Below are 15,303 nucleotides of genomic sequence, written 5' to 3'. Positions count from 1 at the left end.
ACGTAGATGAAGAATAAAACATTGCCAACCCTTTGGAACAACAAGCCTTTTCTAAGAATTTTTAGCTCCTACACTGTATCCATGTTTGGTAGATGGTTCGACATGGTTGCAATCATGATTTTATTTTCGTTTGTATGGCAGTTAGATCCATTATATGTAGCGCTAATTCCAGTAGCGTATGCATTACCACATGCGCTATTAAGTCAATTTGTAGGGCAATTTGTTGATCGATTTAATAACATCACATTAATGGCATACGCGGATATATGTACGGCAATTCTAACTATATTTTTGATCTTTGCGCCTAATCACTTGGTAGCTCTGCCACTTATATTGATGAGAGCTGCGGTAACAGTGATTCACTTCCCAGCCCAACAATCGTTAATAAAACATATTGTACAAGAGCAACACATTGTAAAAGCAGTTACCTGGAACGGAACAGTCAATGAGCTTTCAAAAGTATTAGGCCCCTTTATTGGTGGTATATTAGCAGGCTATTTTTCTCCTGGACTTTGTATTTTTATTGGTGCTTGCGCCTACTTCTTCTCCGCTCTCATTATTATTCAGTTAAGGAAAAGAAGTGAATTCCAGAAGCCTGATGCAGCTAGCCACCCACATAGCAACGTGTCTTTCTGGAAGTCATGGAAAGATGGGTGGGTAGCTGTTTTACGTAACTATAAATTAAAATGGTTCTTCGGGATTTCGCTTGTAGGATTGATGGCTATTCAGATGATGGATGTTCAAGTAACGGTTTTATTAAGGAGTGTAGCGCCCGATCGTCCTGAGTTGATAGGTTGGGTGATGTCTGGCTCAGGGTTCGGAGCGCTCAGTGCAATAATTATTATCAACCAAATGAACACGGTGCGTTTTTATGGCGTTCTACTAGGAATTAGCTATGTTTTACTAGGAGCTGGGTTTATAGGCTTTGGGTGGTTATATCTTGGGGTTCCTACCTACATACCAGTCCTATTTGGTATCATTGCGGGGGGGGGAATAGGACTATTTACTATCGCTATTAGCGTTACTATACAACGAGAGACTTCGAAAGAAAATATAGGTAGAATTTCTGGTATATACAATTCAATTAGCAATACTGTCGTTGTGACTGCTCCATTAATAGGGGGCCTTATAGTGAGTGTTTGGAGTGCAAATGTAATTTATCTTAATATAGGAATGTTTTTACTTATAGGAGGTTTTTTTGCCATGCTATTCCTTATTAAGATTGAAAAACAAGACACTATATCTAATTAAAATCAACTAATACAAATTGTTGGTGCAAAAAAATATCAAAGACATTTACACCAAAGACATGTGCGTTAATGTATATGTCTTTGGTGCTTTTAGCTTTTTAAAGCGTTGCGCAAATGTTCTTCCACATGATGCTTTAGCTTAGGAAGCTTATATTCATTGCATAAAAGCTTCCATTCTTTATTAACGAATGAAACGGAGGCGGGGTCAAGTACTTCTTCGTTTAGTAAAAATAAACACATATCGACTGCTAAAAGTATATTTAAACTAAATTGAGTTTGTCTAGATATCAAAATACCACTTCTAATTAGTTCTCTACCTTTGTTTTTATCTATGTATTTTAGTTGAAAGATGCCCTCTAAAATGCGTAAAAAGCCAACTTCACGACTATAGGATCTCTCTGTTAAAAACTTGTCCATATTGTGAATAAGTGCCTTCGCTGTGTTCTTATTATTCTGACATATAGCAATGATAATACTAATTAATTGAAGAAAGGCATAAAGTCCGTGGCTAGGTGAATCAATGATATCTTTTGCTATTTCTACCCTTTGTTGAGCTGTCGTATAGTCTTTCGCATAAATAGCAAAAAAGATTGGTGTTAATAATGCTGCTTCGTTATCTATGTCATTAGAAAAAAACTGTTTTTTAGAAGCTACACGATAAAAGTGAAAACTAGCTTGGTTTTTACCATTTATCCAAACATGTAAAAATAGTAGTATAAGCACGTTCTCAGACGGATGAAGGTTGGCACTCTTGAGCAAATTGTAAAAGTCACCTTTTACAATGGAGTATGTAAAATGAGTTGATGTATGTTCGACACCAAACGCTTTTTGCTGTGAGAGTAATTTAATAGCTTCCCCTTGACCATACTGTTGATATTTCTCAATAAGCCTGGTAGTTAGTTGCTGAAACTCTTTATCGTCTAGGAGAGGAGAAATAAATGCTGAGGTATCTTCTAAAACTAACTGATATCCCAGCCCCTTAATTGTATTAATATGAACAGGATAGTGTAATGCATGAATCTTTTTTCTTACTCGATAAATATGGTCATCTACTGTCCTATCTACTGGTGATTCCATATGCCATAAAGCATCCAATAAATCGTTTCTAGTAAATGTTTTATTGGGGTTCTTGTACAAATAATAGAGTAGTTCAAATTCTTTTTTCAAAAAGGACGTTTGTACTCCATTATACGAAACAGAGTAAACATTTTTGTCGAATAAGAGATGCATATTCCATTCACCTATTTTCGTAGTTTGAAGTTAGTCTATATGACTACTAGCAGCTGTTAGTAACAAAAACATCTGTTAGGAGCGAAAAAATAAGGCGACTAGCTTATTATAAATCAGTCTATTATCTATTCAATATAACCTAGTTTAATCCATTTTTAAAATGTAAATAGAGAATCTAATAGCTGGGATTATAAATAAAATCTACTACTAATCCAGAAAATTAATTATTGTAGACCATATACAATTTGACAAAATTTACATACTACTCTACTATTAATAAAAACGACCGGTCGTTTATTTTATGAGGAGGGATCAACATGGCACCAAAACTATCTGAAAATAAGAAAGAAGAAAACAAAGAACTTCTTGCAGCAAAAGCCTTACAGGTGTTTAAAAGCTATGGATATCATGAAACGTCGATGAGCCTAATTGCAAAAGAAGCGGGGTTTAGTAAAGGTGGCATCTATGCTTACTTTGATAGTAAAGAGGATCTTTTTTTACACATGTTAAAGACGATCTTAGATCAAAAGCATGGTGTACTGGATGAATCATTTAGTGAGGCAACTTATTACGAGCAATTGCTTACACAGTGGTCTAGAATTTTCATGTCCTGGAGCGAATTAGATCGTAATCATTTAAAGCTTGTTTTTGAGTTTTGGCTACAAGCGAGTGATAATCCGCTCTATAGAGAGAAGCTCTTAGAAAATTATTATGTAAGTGAAGAGTACTTCATAAAATTATTAAATCGTGGCAAGGAAAAAGGAGAACTTAATTCGCTAGTGAATCCTGCACTTATGAGTCAATTATTTTGGTCGCTTATAGATGGGCAGGTTCATTTTTGGATTGTGAGGGATAAACAGCCGAGTAAACAAGAACTAGATGAGCTTTATGAGCAACTTCGATTGTTACTTAAAGGATTGAAGAAACCCTAATGGCACATAATGTTGCACTGTTTGCCGTGATCAAAGAAAAACGATTTCGTCATTTTTGGTTCACGCAGCTATTCATCCTAATAGCCATCCAGTTTTATTTCATTTCCCTCTCTTGGATGACGTTAGAAATTACAGGTTCAACGGTATTATTAGGAACTCTATTAACCATTACGGCTTTGCCGAGACTTATCATTATGCCCATAGGGGGAGCCTTAACAGACCTTATGAATCCTAAGTTACTCCTGAGAATTACAATAGGAATATTGCTTATAAGTAGCTTAGTCTTTACGATTCTTTTATACCAACAGGCTGTTAATGAAATAACCTTGATGATTTTTGCAGGTCTTTTTGGCATCTCTACCGCTCTCTTTCTACCTGTCTCATTTTCAATGATTCCAAAACTTGTAGATGAATCAAAACTTCAGTCGGCTAACTCCCTTTCTCAATTGAGCCTTCAAATGTCCACTACAGTTGGACCGGCCATAGCGGGAATTATTATAGCCTATTATGGATTGCCGGCTGTTTATGTAGTATTAAGTTTGTTTCTAGTTTGCTCCTATATAGTTAGCCTTTTTATAGGTACTATGGAGCAAAAGTGTAAGCAACAGACTAGATTTTCTCTCATTGATCTCTTTAAAGATATAGCAGAAGGTATAAGGATTGTGAGGAGTATCTCTCTTCTCGCCTCATTAGTGCTCATATCCGCGCTATTAAATATAAGCATTATTGGCCCACAACAAATTGGATTACCATTTATCGCAAGTTCAACCCTTGACGGAGGAGCAGAAAATCTTGGCTTCATTCTGTCCGCATTAGGTGCAGGAACACTTATAGGATCATTAGTTATTGGATTGATGAAAGAGATAAAATCAGTGGTCGTAGTCGCATTTTCAATGGCCATCTTACTGGGGATAAGCTGGTCTTTTGTTGGATTTTTATCAGAAAGCTTATTCATGATTTCTTCTATCTTGTTTATTAGTGGACTATCCATTGGAGTCTTAAATGTTCTTATTTTGACATTAATTCAAAAGAAATCGCCGTCTCATGCAGTTGGAAGAGTAATGAGTTTGCAACTCCTAGGTTCAACTGGCATCCAGCCATTGTCTTTCTTACTTGTTGGATGGCTGTTAGATATCATTAGTGTTGAGATGCTTTTTCTACTAGGTGGAGGTTTAATTGCAGGGACAGCGATAGTAAGCTTAAGTAATAAAAATATTAGAAGGGTCTAGCAATAGTTTAAATTCACCCACGACCTTCCCTCACACTTACATAAACCCCGAACATGAGTGGCATGAGCAGCATGTAGCCAATACTTATAAAGCGTATGAGCGTGATGTCCCAAATGAGTATGTTCGGTACGGAAAATGCTACGAGTATGACGCCGAGTAGGACCCAAAACTTCCAGTACTTCTTTAAATAAGTTGTTCTCATGCTATATTTTTCGTCCATATGAAGAGCCTCCTTGCGTTTTTTCTGTCGGAAAAAAGGGTTTGTGGTAATATTTAGTTTATATGGAATTTATCTAACTTACAAGGAGCGTGCATGCATGAGATACATACAGTCGGCCGAGGGGATCACGGCGCAGATGCTAGAGGGATTTTTTGATGGATGGCCAAATCCGCCATCGGAAGAAACACACATAAAGCTACTTACAAATAGCAGTCATGTCGTCCTCGCCATGGACGAATCGACGGAGCGGGTCATCGGGTTTATTACCGCAATAAGCGACGGCGTGCTATCGGCATACATTCCATTTTTGGAGGTGCTACCCGAGTATAAAAGCCAAGGCATCGGCAAAGAGCTCGTGACGCGCATGTTAAAGCAGCTTGAACACGTATACATGATCGATCTTTGCTGTGACAACGACCTCGTTCCTTATTATGAAAAGCTAGGAATGACGCGAGTAAATGGAATGGTCGTGCGGAATTATGAGAGGCAGTCGGGTGCGGGTGCAGAATAAAGGGGAGAGGCTCTGGTTTATGGAGCCTCTTTTTTATTTTCGGTGGAGCTGAAGCACATTGCGTCTCTCCATCTAATTCACTTTGTAGGTTGTAGAAGGACCTTTTCCCTGACGAGTTATTCGTCCTTCTTGAAGTAAATCACTTATTATTTTTCTAGTACTGGCTTTACTTTTATCTAAAAACGTTTCTAACTCCCGAGAAGTAAATGTCGGATGATTCTTTAACCATTCCGTTACTTGTAAGTCATCTCTTAACTCCGCATCTGGTAGCGCGTTAGGTAAAGTGACCACAAAAGCATTAGGCCCTACCTTCCACGAAGGTTTTACAGAGCTAGATTTGTAGCTTTCGAGCATGCGTTGTAAGCCAGTTCCGTAACTTTCGATCCACTTTAATCGATAGAGAACAGCCGCAAGTTTTGGATTGCGACTTTGAGAAATTCCTAGCTCAATATCCGTGACCGTCAGCCCCTTTACTAATCCACCGACTGAAACAATTTCGATGCGGTCTTGGAATAAGTGAATTAAAATACTTGAGCTGAAACTATAATCACGGTGTGTGACGGCATTTATCAACGCTTCTCTGAGTGCATAAGATGGGTAGCTTTCTTTTTCGATGCGCTTCAAACCCTCAAAGTGAGAGGTCTTCCTGTTATACAAATCCATATACGCAAATGCTGCTTCTACTTGAGTTAGAAGTGATCCGTTAAATTCTTTTCTGTCCTGAAAATCGAGTTTATCATTGCCAGCGTAACGCGCACATTTAATGGTGTGTTCACATTGATCAGAAAAAAGTAAGCCTAAATTAGTGAAATAATCATCTGTGGTTCTTAATCCTAACGTACGCTGATGTTCCGTGTTAAAAGGTATATTCAACTCCTTAAAGAAAGAAGTCGTTTGGTCGAACGTTAAATCTTGTTTCAAGCTACGAGTATTTTCAAAGCTTGTCCCGTCAGATTCTATGAGCATTTAGAGAATCACCTCCTTGTCAACACTCTCTCAAAGCATGTACTAATTATAGCAATTAATTATTGATCTATTCTTAATGTCGTATTTTACAGAATTGTATTTAGGAAAATTTTTATGTGTATTACATTTTACCAACCAGTCTCCATTCTATCGATTATTTTCAATCCCTTTTAAGTAATCGATTATAATCGATTATTCGATAAACTATTTTGTCACTTATCGATCTCCTTAAGAGCTCACATTCCTAATCTGCGAGGGTGTCTTTACAAACGTTTCCTCCGAAATATCATGTTGATTTGGGAGGGATCTGGTGGTCGTGTCGATGAGCCAGAAGATGCCTACGCCGAGGACGATCGCGCCGCTTGCTGCGATGATCGGTGTTGGGCCGAGTAGTGCGCCTGTGCTACCGCCGATGAGCGAGCCGAGTGGCATGGCGATGCCGCTGACACTCATGGATGCGGCGAAAACGCGGCCTAGGAGGTGCTTTGGGATGCCTTTTTGGATGGCGGTGTTGATGAGTATGTTGGTGACGCCGCCAGGGAACCAGGCGAGACCGTAAATGACGATCATAAGCCATGTTGTCGGGATGAATATGGATGTGGCCCACAGCGTGCCGCTTATTAAAAAGGCGATGGCATATACACGTCCGATGCCGATGTTCTCTAGTCGTAAATAAGGTGCGAGTAGGGCTCCAGCTAAGCTTCCGATTGCTTGTGCCATGAGGAGAAACCCGAAAATCTCTGCACCACCGCGTTGTTCGCTAAAAGCTGGGAGGACGACGAAGGTGGCGCCTCCGACGAAGTTAATGACAAGAACGCCGAGCAGAAGTCGGGAGAAGGTGTTACTAAATAGGATAGAGATGCCTTCTGTGAGTTCTCGTTTGTATGTAGATAGCGTGCTTTTAATAGAGGTTGCTGTCTTTGGCGTTGCTACTTGTTTAGGTAATCGGATAAAAGAAAAGAGAAGTGCGCCAAGCATAAACATGACGGAATCTAAGAGGTAGATGGATATGGCGCCAATAGTAACGATGAGGACGCCAGCAAGTGCATTGCAGGCAATCTCAATGCCTTGATATGCCACTGCAAAAAGAGAGTTTGCTTGAGAAAGGTCTTTGTTGTTAACGAGCTTTGGTAAGGCTGCGATCTGGGCAGGATACACGAGCATATTGAGCGTCGTGAGAATTGGCGAGATGATCAGTACGAGTCCGACTGTTAAATATCCAGCGTATGCGGCGAGTGGGATAAGCAGTAAAAGTGCCGCCTGAAGAAGCTGTGTGGTCAGTAAGAGTTTGCGAATTGATATTCGATCAAGGAGCGGTCCGGATAGGAACTGGATCAGACGCGGAAAGAGTGTGAGGAATCCAGCTAACCCCGTAAAAAACGTCGATCCACCAAGGTCATATACGAGCCACATCGCGGCAACGGTGTAAAGGCTATCCCCAATATTCGTCGTGATCCGTCCCAAAAACATATAGAGAAAGTTTTTATTTTTTAGGATACTCATGGCTTTTCCTTCGGTTCCGTCGAGACCACCTTCACCCCGATACTAAACTCCTGATTTGCCTCATCAATATCGGCTTTTTTCACCCATCCTTCCAGAAAATCACGGAACCCTTCTTCTAATTCTGTGCGCTGCTCAGGGGAGAGGTGTAGACGGATACTGAGTGCTGTTGACTGCTTTGCTTCAAAGGAGTCACTCAAGACGTGATCGATCGTGCCATCGTGGTCGGTATTGAACCATTTGGATGTCGATTTATAGTATTTTTCGGTGAGTCCGCGCACCTTTTTTTCTTCCACGAGTTCGAGCAGTCCGCCTTCATGGAGACGTTTGATGTGATAGTGTACGTTGCCCGGCGATTGATTGAGCTCTGTGGCAACCTGTCTAGAGGTTTTTGGCTCGTCCACGAGCACACTGACAATCTTCATTCTGAGCGCGCTACTCAAGAGCTTTGCTTGTTTTAGTGAAAAATTAGAGGGGCTGGTCATAGTGATAGGCTCCTTATTGGTTTATTAGACTAAGTTTTTAGATTAGTAATCTATAAATATAGATTATCATGTAGTGTAAATTATTTCAAGTTGGAATAACCCAAGTGTAAGGAGGCGCAAACAAAGTCCAAGGGAGTGCAAACCAAGTGCCAGCAGGCGCAAACGAAGCGGTGGGAGGGTCAAACAGGGTACGAGAACGAGCAAACAAAATTCACGTCAACCCACAAAAAAAGAAAAGCCCCGCAAGGCTTTTCTCCAAATTAAACCGTAAATTCTTTTTGCAATTCAAAACCGTGCTCTTCTTTGAACTCATCTAAGATGGCGCGGACTTCGTCTGTTGTGTTTGTCTCCATGAGGCGGTTGCGAAGCTCGCCTGCACCGCGGAAGCCGCGGACATAAATTTTAAAGAAGCGGCGCAGTGGTTTAAAGAGGCGCGGCTCTAGTTCTTTGTCATATTTATCGTGGAGGTCTAGCTGTAAACGAAGCAGGTCGAGCAGTTCTTCGCTAGTGTGCTCCTTCTTTTCTGTCTCGAATGCAAATGGGTTGTGGAAGACGCCGCGGCCGATCATGACGCCGTCGATGCCGTACTTCTCTGCAAGCTCAAGGCCCATTTGACGATCCTCAATGTCTCCGTTGATCGTGAGCAGCGTGTCAGGTGCGATCTCGTCGCGTAGCTGCTTAATCTCAGGGATAAGCTCCCAGTGAGCTGGGACGGCGCTCATCTCCTTTTTCGTACGGAGGTGAATCGACAGGTTGGCGATATCCTGCTTAAGCACGTGTGTAAGCCAGTCGCGCCACTCGTGAAGATACGTGTAGCCGAGGCGGGTTTTGACACTTACGGGTAGACCGCCAGCTTTAGCAGCTTGGATCAGCTCGGCCGCAAGCTCTGGGTTACGGATCAGTCCAGAACCTCGTCCATTTGCAGCGACGTTATGCACGGGACAGCCCATATTTAGATCAATGCCTTTAAATCCAAGCTCTGCCATGCCGATACTCATTTGGCGGAAGTAATCGGGCTTATCGCCCCAAATATGCGCAACGATCGGCTGCTCATCCTCGGTAAATGTTAAACGACCACGCACGCTCTCCTTGCCGCGTGGGTGACAATAGCTCTCTGAATTCGTGAATTCGGTGAAAAAAACGTCGGGACTCGCCGCTTCTGCGATTACGTGGCGGAACACGACATCTGTTACTGCCTCCATCGGTGCTAATACAAAAAAGGGACGGGGCAGCTCTTTCCAAAAGTTTTCCTTCATGATGAAACCATTTCCTTTCTATATAAGGGCGCTTTTGCCCAGGGTGAAAAGGGAGTCTTGCTCCCTGTAAACATCTCTAAACGACAGGTCAGCTAGAATATACTTTAATGGTAGTAGGCGAAAAGTGCAAGTGGGAGAAGCATGATATTGACAACGGAGCTCGCATTCTTTATTATTATCAATAATGATAATGATGAGGGGTGGACGAAGTTGGATAAACAAGAGCTAGACTTCCTTTTACATCCAATACGCATGCGCATTATTCAGCATCTAACTAGGCGTCCTGCGACTGTGCAGCAGTTAAAAGAGTGGATGGCGGATATTCCACAGGCTACTCTTTATCGTCATGTCAATGCATTAAAGGATAAAGCCATGATCGTTGTGACCGAAAGCCATCAAAAGCGCGGTACAACAGAAAAAACGTATGCGCTACATAAACCAGTGATGACGCAGGAAGAAGTGGAGAAACTAACTGGTGAGGAACATCTGCAGCTTCTTCTACCTTTCCTATCTAATGTCACAGGTCAGGCTAGCGAGTATTTGCTAAGTAATCCGACTGTAGCAAAGGATTATTTCGGATACAGCCAGGTTGATTTACATGTAACGAAAGACGAATTTCAGGAATTGCAGGTCAAGATGAACGACCTTCTTCAGCCACTTGTTGCAAACGAGCCTTCTGATGATAGAAAAAAAATAACGCTCGTGCAAGTCGTCTTACCTGAACCTAAAAAAAATTAAAGGACGTGTTGGAACGTGATACGTAAACGTATATATAACTCGATTTTTAAACTGAATGGACATCCAATTATCGCGAAGCCACTGAAAAAATTTGCGGAATCAAAAGTGAGTAAGCCTCTCGTGGGGTCTTTCGCCAACGTATATAAGCTAGACATGGACGAAGCAGATAGGCAGCTTGCGGACTATCAGAGTCTCCACCACCTTTTTACCAGAAGATTGAAAGAGGGAGTAAGGGAAGTTGCGGCCGCGGAGGATGCGTTCGTGAGTCCGTGCGATGGCGTGTTATCCACCGTGGATGACCTGACGATGGAGAGTACGTTTGTCGTGAAGGGCCAGACGTATACGGTTGAGGAGCTGCTTGGATCGAAGCAAGAGGCGGAGAAGTACGCTGGCGGGCAGGTGCTGATTTTTTACTTGAGCCCAGTTAACTATCACCGCGTGCACGTGTCTGTGGATGCGGACGTGCGTCGCGTGTACGCGATCGGCAGAGATGCGGCGCCGGTAAACGACCTAGGATTGACGTATTCGCTGCGCCCATTAACACGCAACTATCGATTGATCGCTGACTTTGAGGCGGGCGGCCATTCGTTTGCGCAGGTGATGGTCGGTGCGCTTAACGTGAATACAATCGAGCGAACAAATATGAATGATTCGGTTAAAAAGGGCGAGGAGTTCGGCTACTTTTCGTTCGGATCTACCGTTGTGACGTGTGTGCCGAAGGGGGCGCTTACGTTTAATGGGAAAATCGGGCCGGTCAAAATGGGAGAACAAGTGGGAACGTGGCGGTGACGCTGCGTTTTTTTTGTTGCTCGTTTTCGGTTTTTAGGCGTTGTGGTTGATTTGGTGGGTGCGGTGATGAATTTAGCGGGTGTGGTGCTAAAATGGCGGCAGATGGTGCAAAAAGTAAGGCGTTTTGTGCCAAAACGAGAAGACTTTGTGCAAAAAAGGGAGTTAAATGGATACTATAAGCTCATAATTGCGGTTTATAACACCATAATATGTAAGTATAATAGAGATTAGTTAATCAAAACGCACTAGACTGGTACGCAAGATCACCACGCCAAACGTGATTGAAGGGGGTCAGCAACATGATAGATGAAAAACGCGCAATTAAAAAACGACGAATAGTACTTTTACTGATGGTACTGGCGTTAGCCGTGTCGATTGGCTTTTTTACCTTTGGGCTCACGGGGTATGGCAGCATCCAAGCCAAGCGCTCTCTAGGACCGTTTTACTTCATGTTCTTGGCTCCTTTAGTTGTCACGACATTTGTTGCGTATGTGCTACCGCTTGAGATGAAACGCGTATGGGGGAGCCTCATTGTGGGATTTATCATTATATTTAGTTGGCTTAACTATCATTTTGTTTACAATCCATTCATGGAGATTGCGGTCACTGGCCCGGCCGTTCAGGAAGAGCTGGAAACCAGACTGGCGGAGGAATATCCTGATCGGACGTGGAGCTATGAGGATGGGTTTGAGCATATGTTCCGAGCAACGCAATTTGCCGTTGTGTTTGATGATGAACCAGACACGATCTACCAAATGACCGTGCGTGACGACGAAATTTATATCATTAGCAGATTTGAATAGATAAACCCTAGCCCCTATTCTTCGACCTGTGCATTTAGGGCATGCTATAGTCAAAAGAAAACGGGGAGGACTATTACTACTATGAAGCAGCTCGTACTAGCAGGCGGCGGGCACGTTCACCTGCATGTCATCAAGCAATTTATGAAGCATCCGCCAAAAGATATACGAATTACACTTATCTCTCCGAGTCCGTATCAGTATTACTCTGGCATGTTTTCTGGATTTGCGGAGGGAATTTACGATGTCGATGACATTCGCGTTGATTTGCCGAGGCTTGCTCAAAAGGCGAACGTGACTTTTGTTCAAGATGCGGTTACAAAGGTGAATCCGGACGAGCGGACTGTTATGACGAAAGGCGGAGAGACGATCTCTTATGATGCAGTGTCCTTTGATGTCGGCTCGATCACAGCTAGTGCGAATCGGCCGGATGTGCAGGCGCATGCCGACGTGATGAAGCCTAACCCCCATTTTCCTCAAACGATCGAGAAGGTTCGGGCAGCAGAGAGACCGGTGATTGTTGGGGGTGGTGCGGCAGGGACGGAGGTGGCGCTGTCAATGCAGATTTGGCGGGAGGCGCGCGGGATCAGCGGGCCTTTGACGCTCGTATCGGCGTCGGAGTTGCTTGCTGGGCAAGGCGCGAAGGCGTCGAAGCGCATGACGCGGATCGTGGAGCGAACGCGAATCAAGCTTTTGACGGGGGCATCGGTGACGAAAATCGATGATGCGCAGATCCATACCGATCAAGGCGCGATCGACTACGACGCGATTTTATGGCTGACGGGGCCAGCGGCGTTACCGATTTTTACGGACAGTGGACTTGCGACAGATGAGCGCGGATTTTTATCGGTGACCCGGACGCTCCAGTCGACGCAGCACGAGAGCATCTTTGCGGCCGGCGATTGCGCATCGCTCGTGGACTACCCGGAACTGCCTAAGAACGGCGTCTACGCGATCCGTCAGGCGCCCGTGCTCTATCAAAACCTACTTCACTACTTGTCGGGGGAAACATTAGACGAGTTCTCCCCGCAAAAAAAGTATTTATCTGTTGTTTCTATAGGTAAAAAACGCGGCGTGCTTTTATATGGAAAAAGGGTTGTGGTCGGTAAAATTCCGTGGCAGATCAAGCATGGGATCGATGTTCGGTATATGAAGAGTTTTGAGTGAGGGACGGATGATGGAGTAAGGCTAGCGCATATGGTGCTAGTCTTTTTTGTGGGATTATTATGAAATAAAACACAGTATTATTCAAATAAATGGTTAATATGTGCGCGAGATATGGTAAAGTTGAAAGGAGGTACTAGTTCAATAGTTGGGGTGATGAGATGGCAATTGTACTAAAGCGAGATACGATAAATGAGAAGCGTCGCAAGCAGGCGGAGTGGAAGAAAAAGCGATTGAACGAGGAGCGCACGCGTGTGATCGCAGAGAATAAGGATCAGATTATGCAGTCATCGTTAATCTGGTCGATTTTGGGCGGATTTGTACTCTTTTTTGTCTTTCCGTTTGGGTTTATAGCAGGCTGGTTTTTTGGTCGTGAGCGAGTGTTAAAGCAAAAGTGTCGTGGTCTTCGTGAGCGAATGGCGGACTTAAATGAGATAGTGAAGGTCCAGCCTGGTGAAGAAGGTGAGCGTAAGGTAACGGATCGGGTTGAGAAGGAGCTACCAGAGGATTATTTGTTATTAAATGATGTGGTCATTCCAAATCGGCGATCTGGCACACAGTTAGACCACATTGTAATTGGTCCTACTGGTGTTTTTGCGATTGAGACAAAAGATATAACGGGACGTTTTTACCCTCATGGTCCAAGGAAATGGCAGTGGTTTCCTCACTGGTCAAAAGGGCACGTATCTAAGCGAACAGTCGTCGATAGCCCGGTATCACAGTCGATTTACCATGCAAAATATTTGCGATTGGCAACGAAGGCGGCCGGATTTGATGTGCCAGTTTACGCCATTGTCGTGATGACGAACGACCGCGGTAACTGGCACGGCGATCAGGACGATGAGTGCCCGGTTTTGCGATTGTCGACGTTTGTACAAGCGATGCAGGAGATGCCGGCGATATTGCCCGCGAAAACAGAGCGCTATAAACTTGCGAAGCACTTGCTGAAGCTGAATGAAGAGTGCGAGCAGGAATTTTACGATGGGATTCGGGCGAAAGAGGCGTGAGTGCCCAGGTTATTAGCGAGCGGTGAATGGGTGAATCGCGCGAAAAAGAGGATCGACGGCATAGGGAGAGAACAACCGCGCAAGTTGGAGGTAGAACCGCGCGAGTTGAAGGTTCGATCGCGCGAAAGTCGGGGTGAATCGCGCGAAAAAGAGGATCGACTGCGTAGGAAGAAAAAAACCGCGCAAGTTGAAGGAAGAACTGCGCGAGTTGAAGGTGGTATTGCGCGAAAGTCAGGGAGAATCGCGTGAAAAAGAGGATCGACTGCGTAAGAAGGAAAAAACCGCGCAAGTTGGAGGTAGAACCGCGCGAGTTAAAGGTACGATTGCGCGAAAGTCGGGGTGAATCGCGCGAAAAAGAGGATCGACTGCGTAGGAAGAAAAAAACCGCGCAAGTTGAAGGAAGAACTGCGCGAGTTAAAGGTGCGATTACGCGAAAGTAGGGGTGAATCGCGTGAAAAAGAGGAACGACTGCGTAAGAAGGAAAAAACCGCGCAAGTTGGAGGTAGAACCGCGCGAGTTGAAGGTTCGATCGCGCGAAAGTCGGGGTGAATCGCGCGAAAAAGAGGATCGACTGCGTAGGAAGAAAAAAACCGCGCAAGTTGAAGGAAGAACTGCGCGAGTTAAAGGTGCGATTGCGCGAAAGTAGGAGTGAATCGCGTGAAAAAGAGGAACGACTGCGTAAGAAGGAAAAAACCGCGCAAGTTGGAGGTAGAACCGCGCGAGTTGGAGTCGCGATCGCGCGAAAGCCAAGGTGAAATCGTTACCTTAGCAACTCCGGCAGAGCTCTCCTCTCTTACCCAATCAAAATAACCGATCAACAATATTACTTGATGCAATAGAAGCAGTAACCAGAATAACAATAAATCCGATTACACTCACTAATATACTTAGTGCTCGATAATCAAAAAGAAGATCTAATAATTGAGTTAAAAGAAATGCTAGAGTTGCAAAAATAAGTAGAAATGTGATAATTCGTACTAAGGTTCGCTTCATAATGGACTTCCTCCAATCGGTAATATTAAAAATATTTATGATAATACGCTAGCACAAACATGCACATCATACAAATTTTTGAAATAAACTATTCCTTCAACTTTATTCGAAGGAAACTGCTAAAAAGCCTCATTAAAACTGCGCGTGTATTATGAATGAACGCGGAGCAAAAGCAAAATACATATGAACAAAATAACCTTTTCATAATAAAAACCAAACCGTTAAAACGGTTT

General features: G+C 43.4%; 16 protein-coding genes. 9 read left to right on the top strand and 7 right to left on the bottom strand.

The window, feature by feature from the left end:
• Positions 1-6: 6 nt before the first annotated feature.
• Entirely contained in the window at positions 7-1,251 is a 1,245-nt protein-coding gene (locus FLK61_RS19500) for an MFS transporter (RefSeq protein ID WP_176011002.1), read from the top strand.
• Positions 1,252-1,340: 89 nt separating this feature from the next.
• Here the strand turns inward: FLK61_RS19500 and FLK61_RS19495 are convergent, their stop codons facing one another.
• On the bottom strand, positions 1,341-2,417 hold the full coding sequence (locus FLK61_RS19495) for a winged helix-turn-helix domain-containing protein (RefSeq protein ID WP_176011001.1): 1,077 nt from the start codon (positions 2,415-2,417) through the stop codon (positions 1,341-1,343).
• Between the two features lie 380 nt (positions 2,418-2,797).
• On the opposite strand from FLK61_RS19495, the gene FLK61_RS19490 reads away from it, so the two are divergent.
• On the top strand, positions 2,798-3,412 hold the full coding sequence (locus FLK61_RS19490) for a TetR/AcrR family transcriptional regulator (RefSeq protein WP_176011000.1): 615 nt from the start codon (positions 2,798-2,800) through the stop codon (positions 3,410-3,412).
• A complete protein-coding gene (locus tag FLK61_RS19485; RefSeq protein ID WP_176010999.1) occupies positions 3,412-4,641 on the top strand; it encodes an MFS transporter in 1,230 nt (409 codons plus the stop codon). Before FLK61_RS19490 ends, FLK61_RS19485 begins: the two co-directional genes overlap by 1 nt.
• 13 nt (positions 4,642-4,654) lie before the next feature.
• Here the strand turns inward: FLK61_RS19485 and FLK61_RS19480 are convergent, their stop codons facing one another.
• Positions 4,655-4,861, bottom strand: a complete 207-nt coding sequence (locus tag FLK61_RS19480; RefSeq protein ID WP_176010998.1) for a hypothetical protein — start codon at positions 4,859-4,861, stop codon at positions 4,655-4,657.
• 97 nt (positions 4,862-4,958) lie between these two features.
• Between FLK61_RS19480 and FLK61_RS19475 the strand changes: the two genes are divergently transcribed.
• Positions 4,959-5,372, top strand: coding sequence for a GNAT family N-acetyltransferase (locus tag FLK61_RS19475; RefSeq protein ID WP_176010997.1), 414 nt, complete (start codon positions 4,959-4,961; stop codon positions 5,370-5,372).
• Positions 5,373-5,444: 72 nt separating this feature from the next.
• Here the strand turns inward: FLK61_RS19475 and FLK61_RS19470 are convergent, their stop codons facing one another.
• The 4 genes from FLK61_RS19470 to FLK61_RS19455 form a co-directional block, all read right to left on the bottom strand.
• A complete protein-coding gene (locus tag FLK61_RS19470) occupies positions 5,445-6,338 on the bottom strand; it encodes an ATP-binding protein (protein WP_176010996.1) in 894 nt (297 codons plus the stop codon).
• 228 nt (positions 6,339-6,566) lie between these two features.
• Positions 6,567-7,841, bottom strand: a complete 1,275-nt coding sequence (locus FLK61_RS19465; RefSeq protein ID WP_176010995.1) for an MFS transporter — start codon at positions 7,839-7,841, stop codon at positions 6,567-6,569.
• Positions 7,838-8,323 (bottom strand): ArsR/SmtB family transcription factor, encoded by a 486-nt coding sequence (locus FLK61_RS19460; RefSeq protein ID WP_176010994.1) that lies wholly within the window; start codon positions 8,321-8,323, stop codon positions 7,838-7,840. Before FLK61_RS19460 ends, FLK61_RS19465 begins: the two co-directional genes overlap by 4 nt.
• 260 nt (positions 8,324-8,583) lie before the next feature.
• Positions 8,584-9,579 carry a tRNA dihydrouridine synthase gene (locus FLK61_RS19455; RefSeq protein ID WP_176010993.1) on the bottom strand — a complete coding sequence of 332 codons (996 nt, stop codon included), beginning with the start codon at positions 9,577-9,579 and terminating at the stop codon, positions 8,584-8,586.
• A gap of 141 nt (positions 9,580-9,720) precedes the next feature.
• Here FLK61_RS19455 and FLK61_RS19450 point away from each other — a divergent pair, with 141 nt between their 5' ends.
• The 5 genes from FLK61_RS19450 (at position 9,721) to FLK61_RS19430 (ending at position 14,077) form a co-directional block, all read left to right on the top strand.
• Positions 9,721-10,317, top strand: coding sequence for a helix-turn-helix domain-containing protein (locus FLK61_RS19450; protein WP_176010992.1), 597 nt, complete (start codon positions 9,721-9,723; stop codon positions 10,315-10,317).
• A gap of 15 nt (positions 10,318-10,332) precedes the next feature.
• Positions 10,333-11,106, top strand: coding sequence for a phosphatidylserine decarboxylase (locus tag FLK61_RS19445; RefSeq protein WP_176010991.1), 774 nt, complete (start codon positions 10,333-10,335; stop codon positions 11,104-11,106).
• A gap of 299 nt (positions 11,107-11,405) precedes the next feature.
• On the top strand, positions 11,406-11,909 hold the full coding sequence (locus FLK61_RS19440; RefSeq protein WP_176010990.1) for a hypothetical protein: 504 nt from the start codon (positions 11,406-11,408) through the stop codon (positions 11,907-11,909).
• Positions 11,910-11,990: 81 nt separating this feature from the next.
• Entirely contained in the window at positions 11,991-13,073 is a 1,083-nt protein-coding gene (locus FLK61_RS19435; RefSeq protein ID WP_176010989.1) for an NAD(P)/FAD-dependent oxidoreductase, read from the top strand.
• 158 nt (positions 13,074-13,231) lie between these two features.
• Positions 13,232-14,077, top strand: a complete 846-nt coding sequence (locus FLK61_RS19430) for a nuclease-related domain-containing protein (protein WP_176010988.1) — start codon at positions 13,232-13,234, stop codon at positions 14,075-14,077.
• A gap of 801 nt (positions 14,078-14,878) precedes the next feature.
• On the opposite strand, the gene FLK61_RS19425 is transcribed toward FLK61_RS19430, so the two are convergent.
• Positions 14,879-15,070: a hypothetical protein gene (locus FLK61_RS19425; protein ID WP_176010987.1), complete on the bottom strand. Its 192-nt coding sequence runs from the start codon at positions 15,068-15,070 to the stop codon at positions 14,879-14,881.
• Positions 15,071-15,303 lie beyond the last annotated feature (233 nt).

Origin of the sequence: Paenalkalicoccus suaedae, from assembly GCF_006965545.2 — a bacterium.
Lineage (GTDB): Bacteria > Bacillota > Bacilli > Bacillales > Salisediminibacteriaceae > Paenalkalicoccus > Paenalkalicoccus suaedae.
The sequence above is the reverse complement of the archived record's forward strand: the minus strand, read 5'-3'. Positions and strand labels throughout refer to the sequence as shown.

Excerpts from the sequence above, each read along its gene's own strand:
- FLK61_RS19500 (WP_176011002.1), top strand. The coding sequence starts at position 7 with ATGAAGAATAAAACATTGCCAACCCTTTGGAACAACAAGCCTTTTCTA.
- FLK61_RS19490 (WP_176011000.1), top strand. The coding sequence starts at position 2,798 with ATGGCACCAAAACTATCTGAAAATAAGAAAGAAGAAAACAAAGAACTT.
- FLK61_RS19485 (WP_176010999.1), top strand. The coding sequence starts at position 3,412 with ATGGCACATAATGTTGCACTGTTTGCCGTGATCAAAGAAAAACGATTT.
- FLK61_RS19480 (WP_176010998.1), bottom strand. The coding sequence starts at position 4,861 with ATGGACGAAAAATATAGCATGAGAACAACTTATTTAAAGAAGTACTGG.
- FLK61_RS19475 (WP_176010997.1), top strand. The coding sequence starts at position 4,959 with ATGAGATACATACAGTCGGCCGAGGGGATCACGGCGCAGATGCTAGAG.
- FLK61_RS19470 (WP_176010996.1), bottom strand. The coding sequence starts at position 6,338 with ATGCTCATAGAATCTGACGGGACAAGCTTTGAAAATACTCGTAGCTTG.
- FLK61_RS19465 (WP_176010995.1), bottom strand. The coding sequence starts at position 7,841 with ATGAGTATCCTAAAAAATAAAAACTTTCTCTATATGTTTTTGGGACGG.
- FLK61_RS19460 (WP_176010994.1), bottom strand. The coding sequence starts at position 8,323 with ATGACCAGCCCCTCTAATTTTTCACTAAAACAAGCAAAGCTCTTGAGT.
- FLK61_RS19455 (WP_176010993.1), bottom strand. The coding sequence starts at position 9,579 with ATGAAGGAAAACTTTTGGAAAGAGCTGCCCCGTCCCTTTTTTGTATTA.
- FLK61_RS19450 (WP_176010992.1), top strand. The coding sequence starts at position 9,721 with ATGATATTGACAACGGAGCTCGCATTCTTTATTATTATCAATAATGAT.
- FLK61_RS19440 (WP_176010990.1), top strand. The coding sequence starts at position 11,406 with ATGATAGATGAAAAACGCGCAATTAAAAAACGACGAATAGTACTTTTA.
- FLK61_RS19435 (WP_176010989.1), top strand. The coding sequence starts at position 11,991 with ATGAAGCAGCTCGTACTAGCAGGCGGCGGGCACGTTCACCTGCATGTC.
- FLK61_RS19430 (WP_176010988.1), top strand. The coding sequence starts at position 13,232 with ATGGCAATTGTACTAAAGCGAGATACGATAAATGAGAAGCGTCGCAAG.
- FLK61_RS19425 (WP_176010987.1), bottom strand. The coding sequence starts at position 15,070 with ATGAAGCGAACCTTAGTACGAATTATCACATTTCTACTTATTTTTGCA.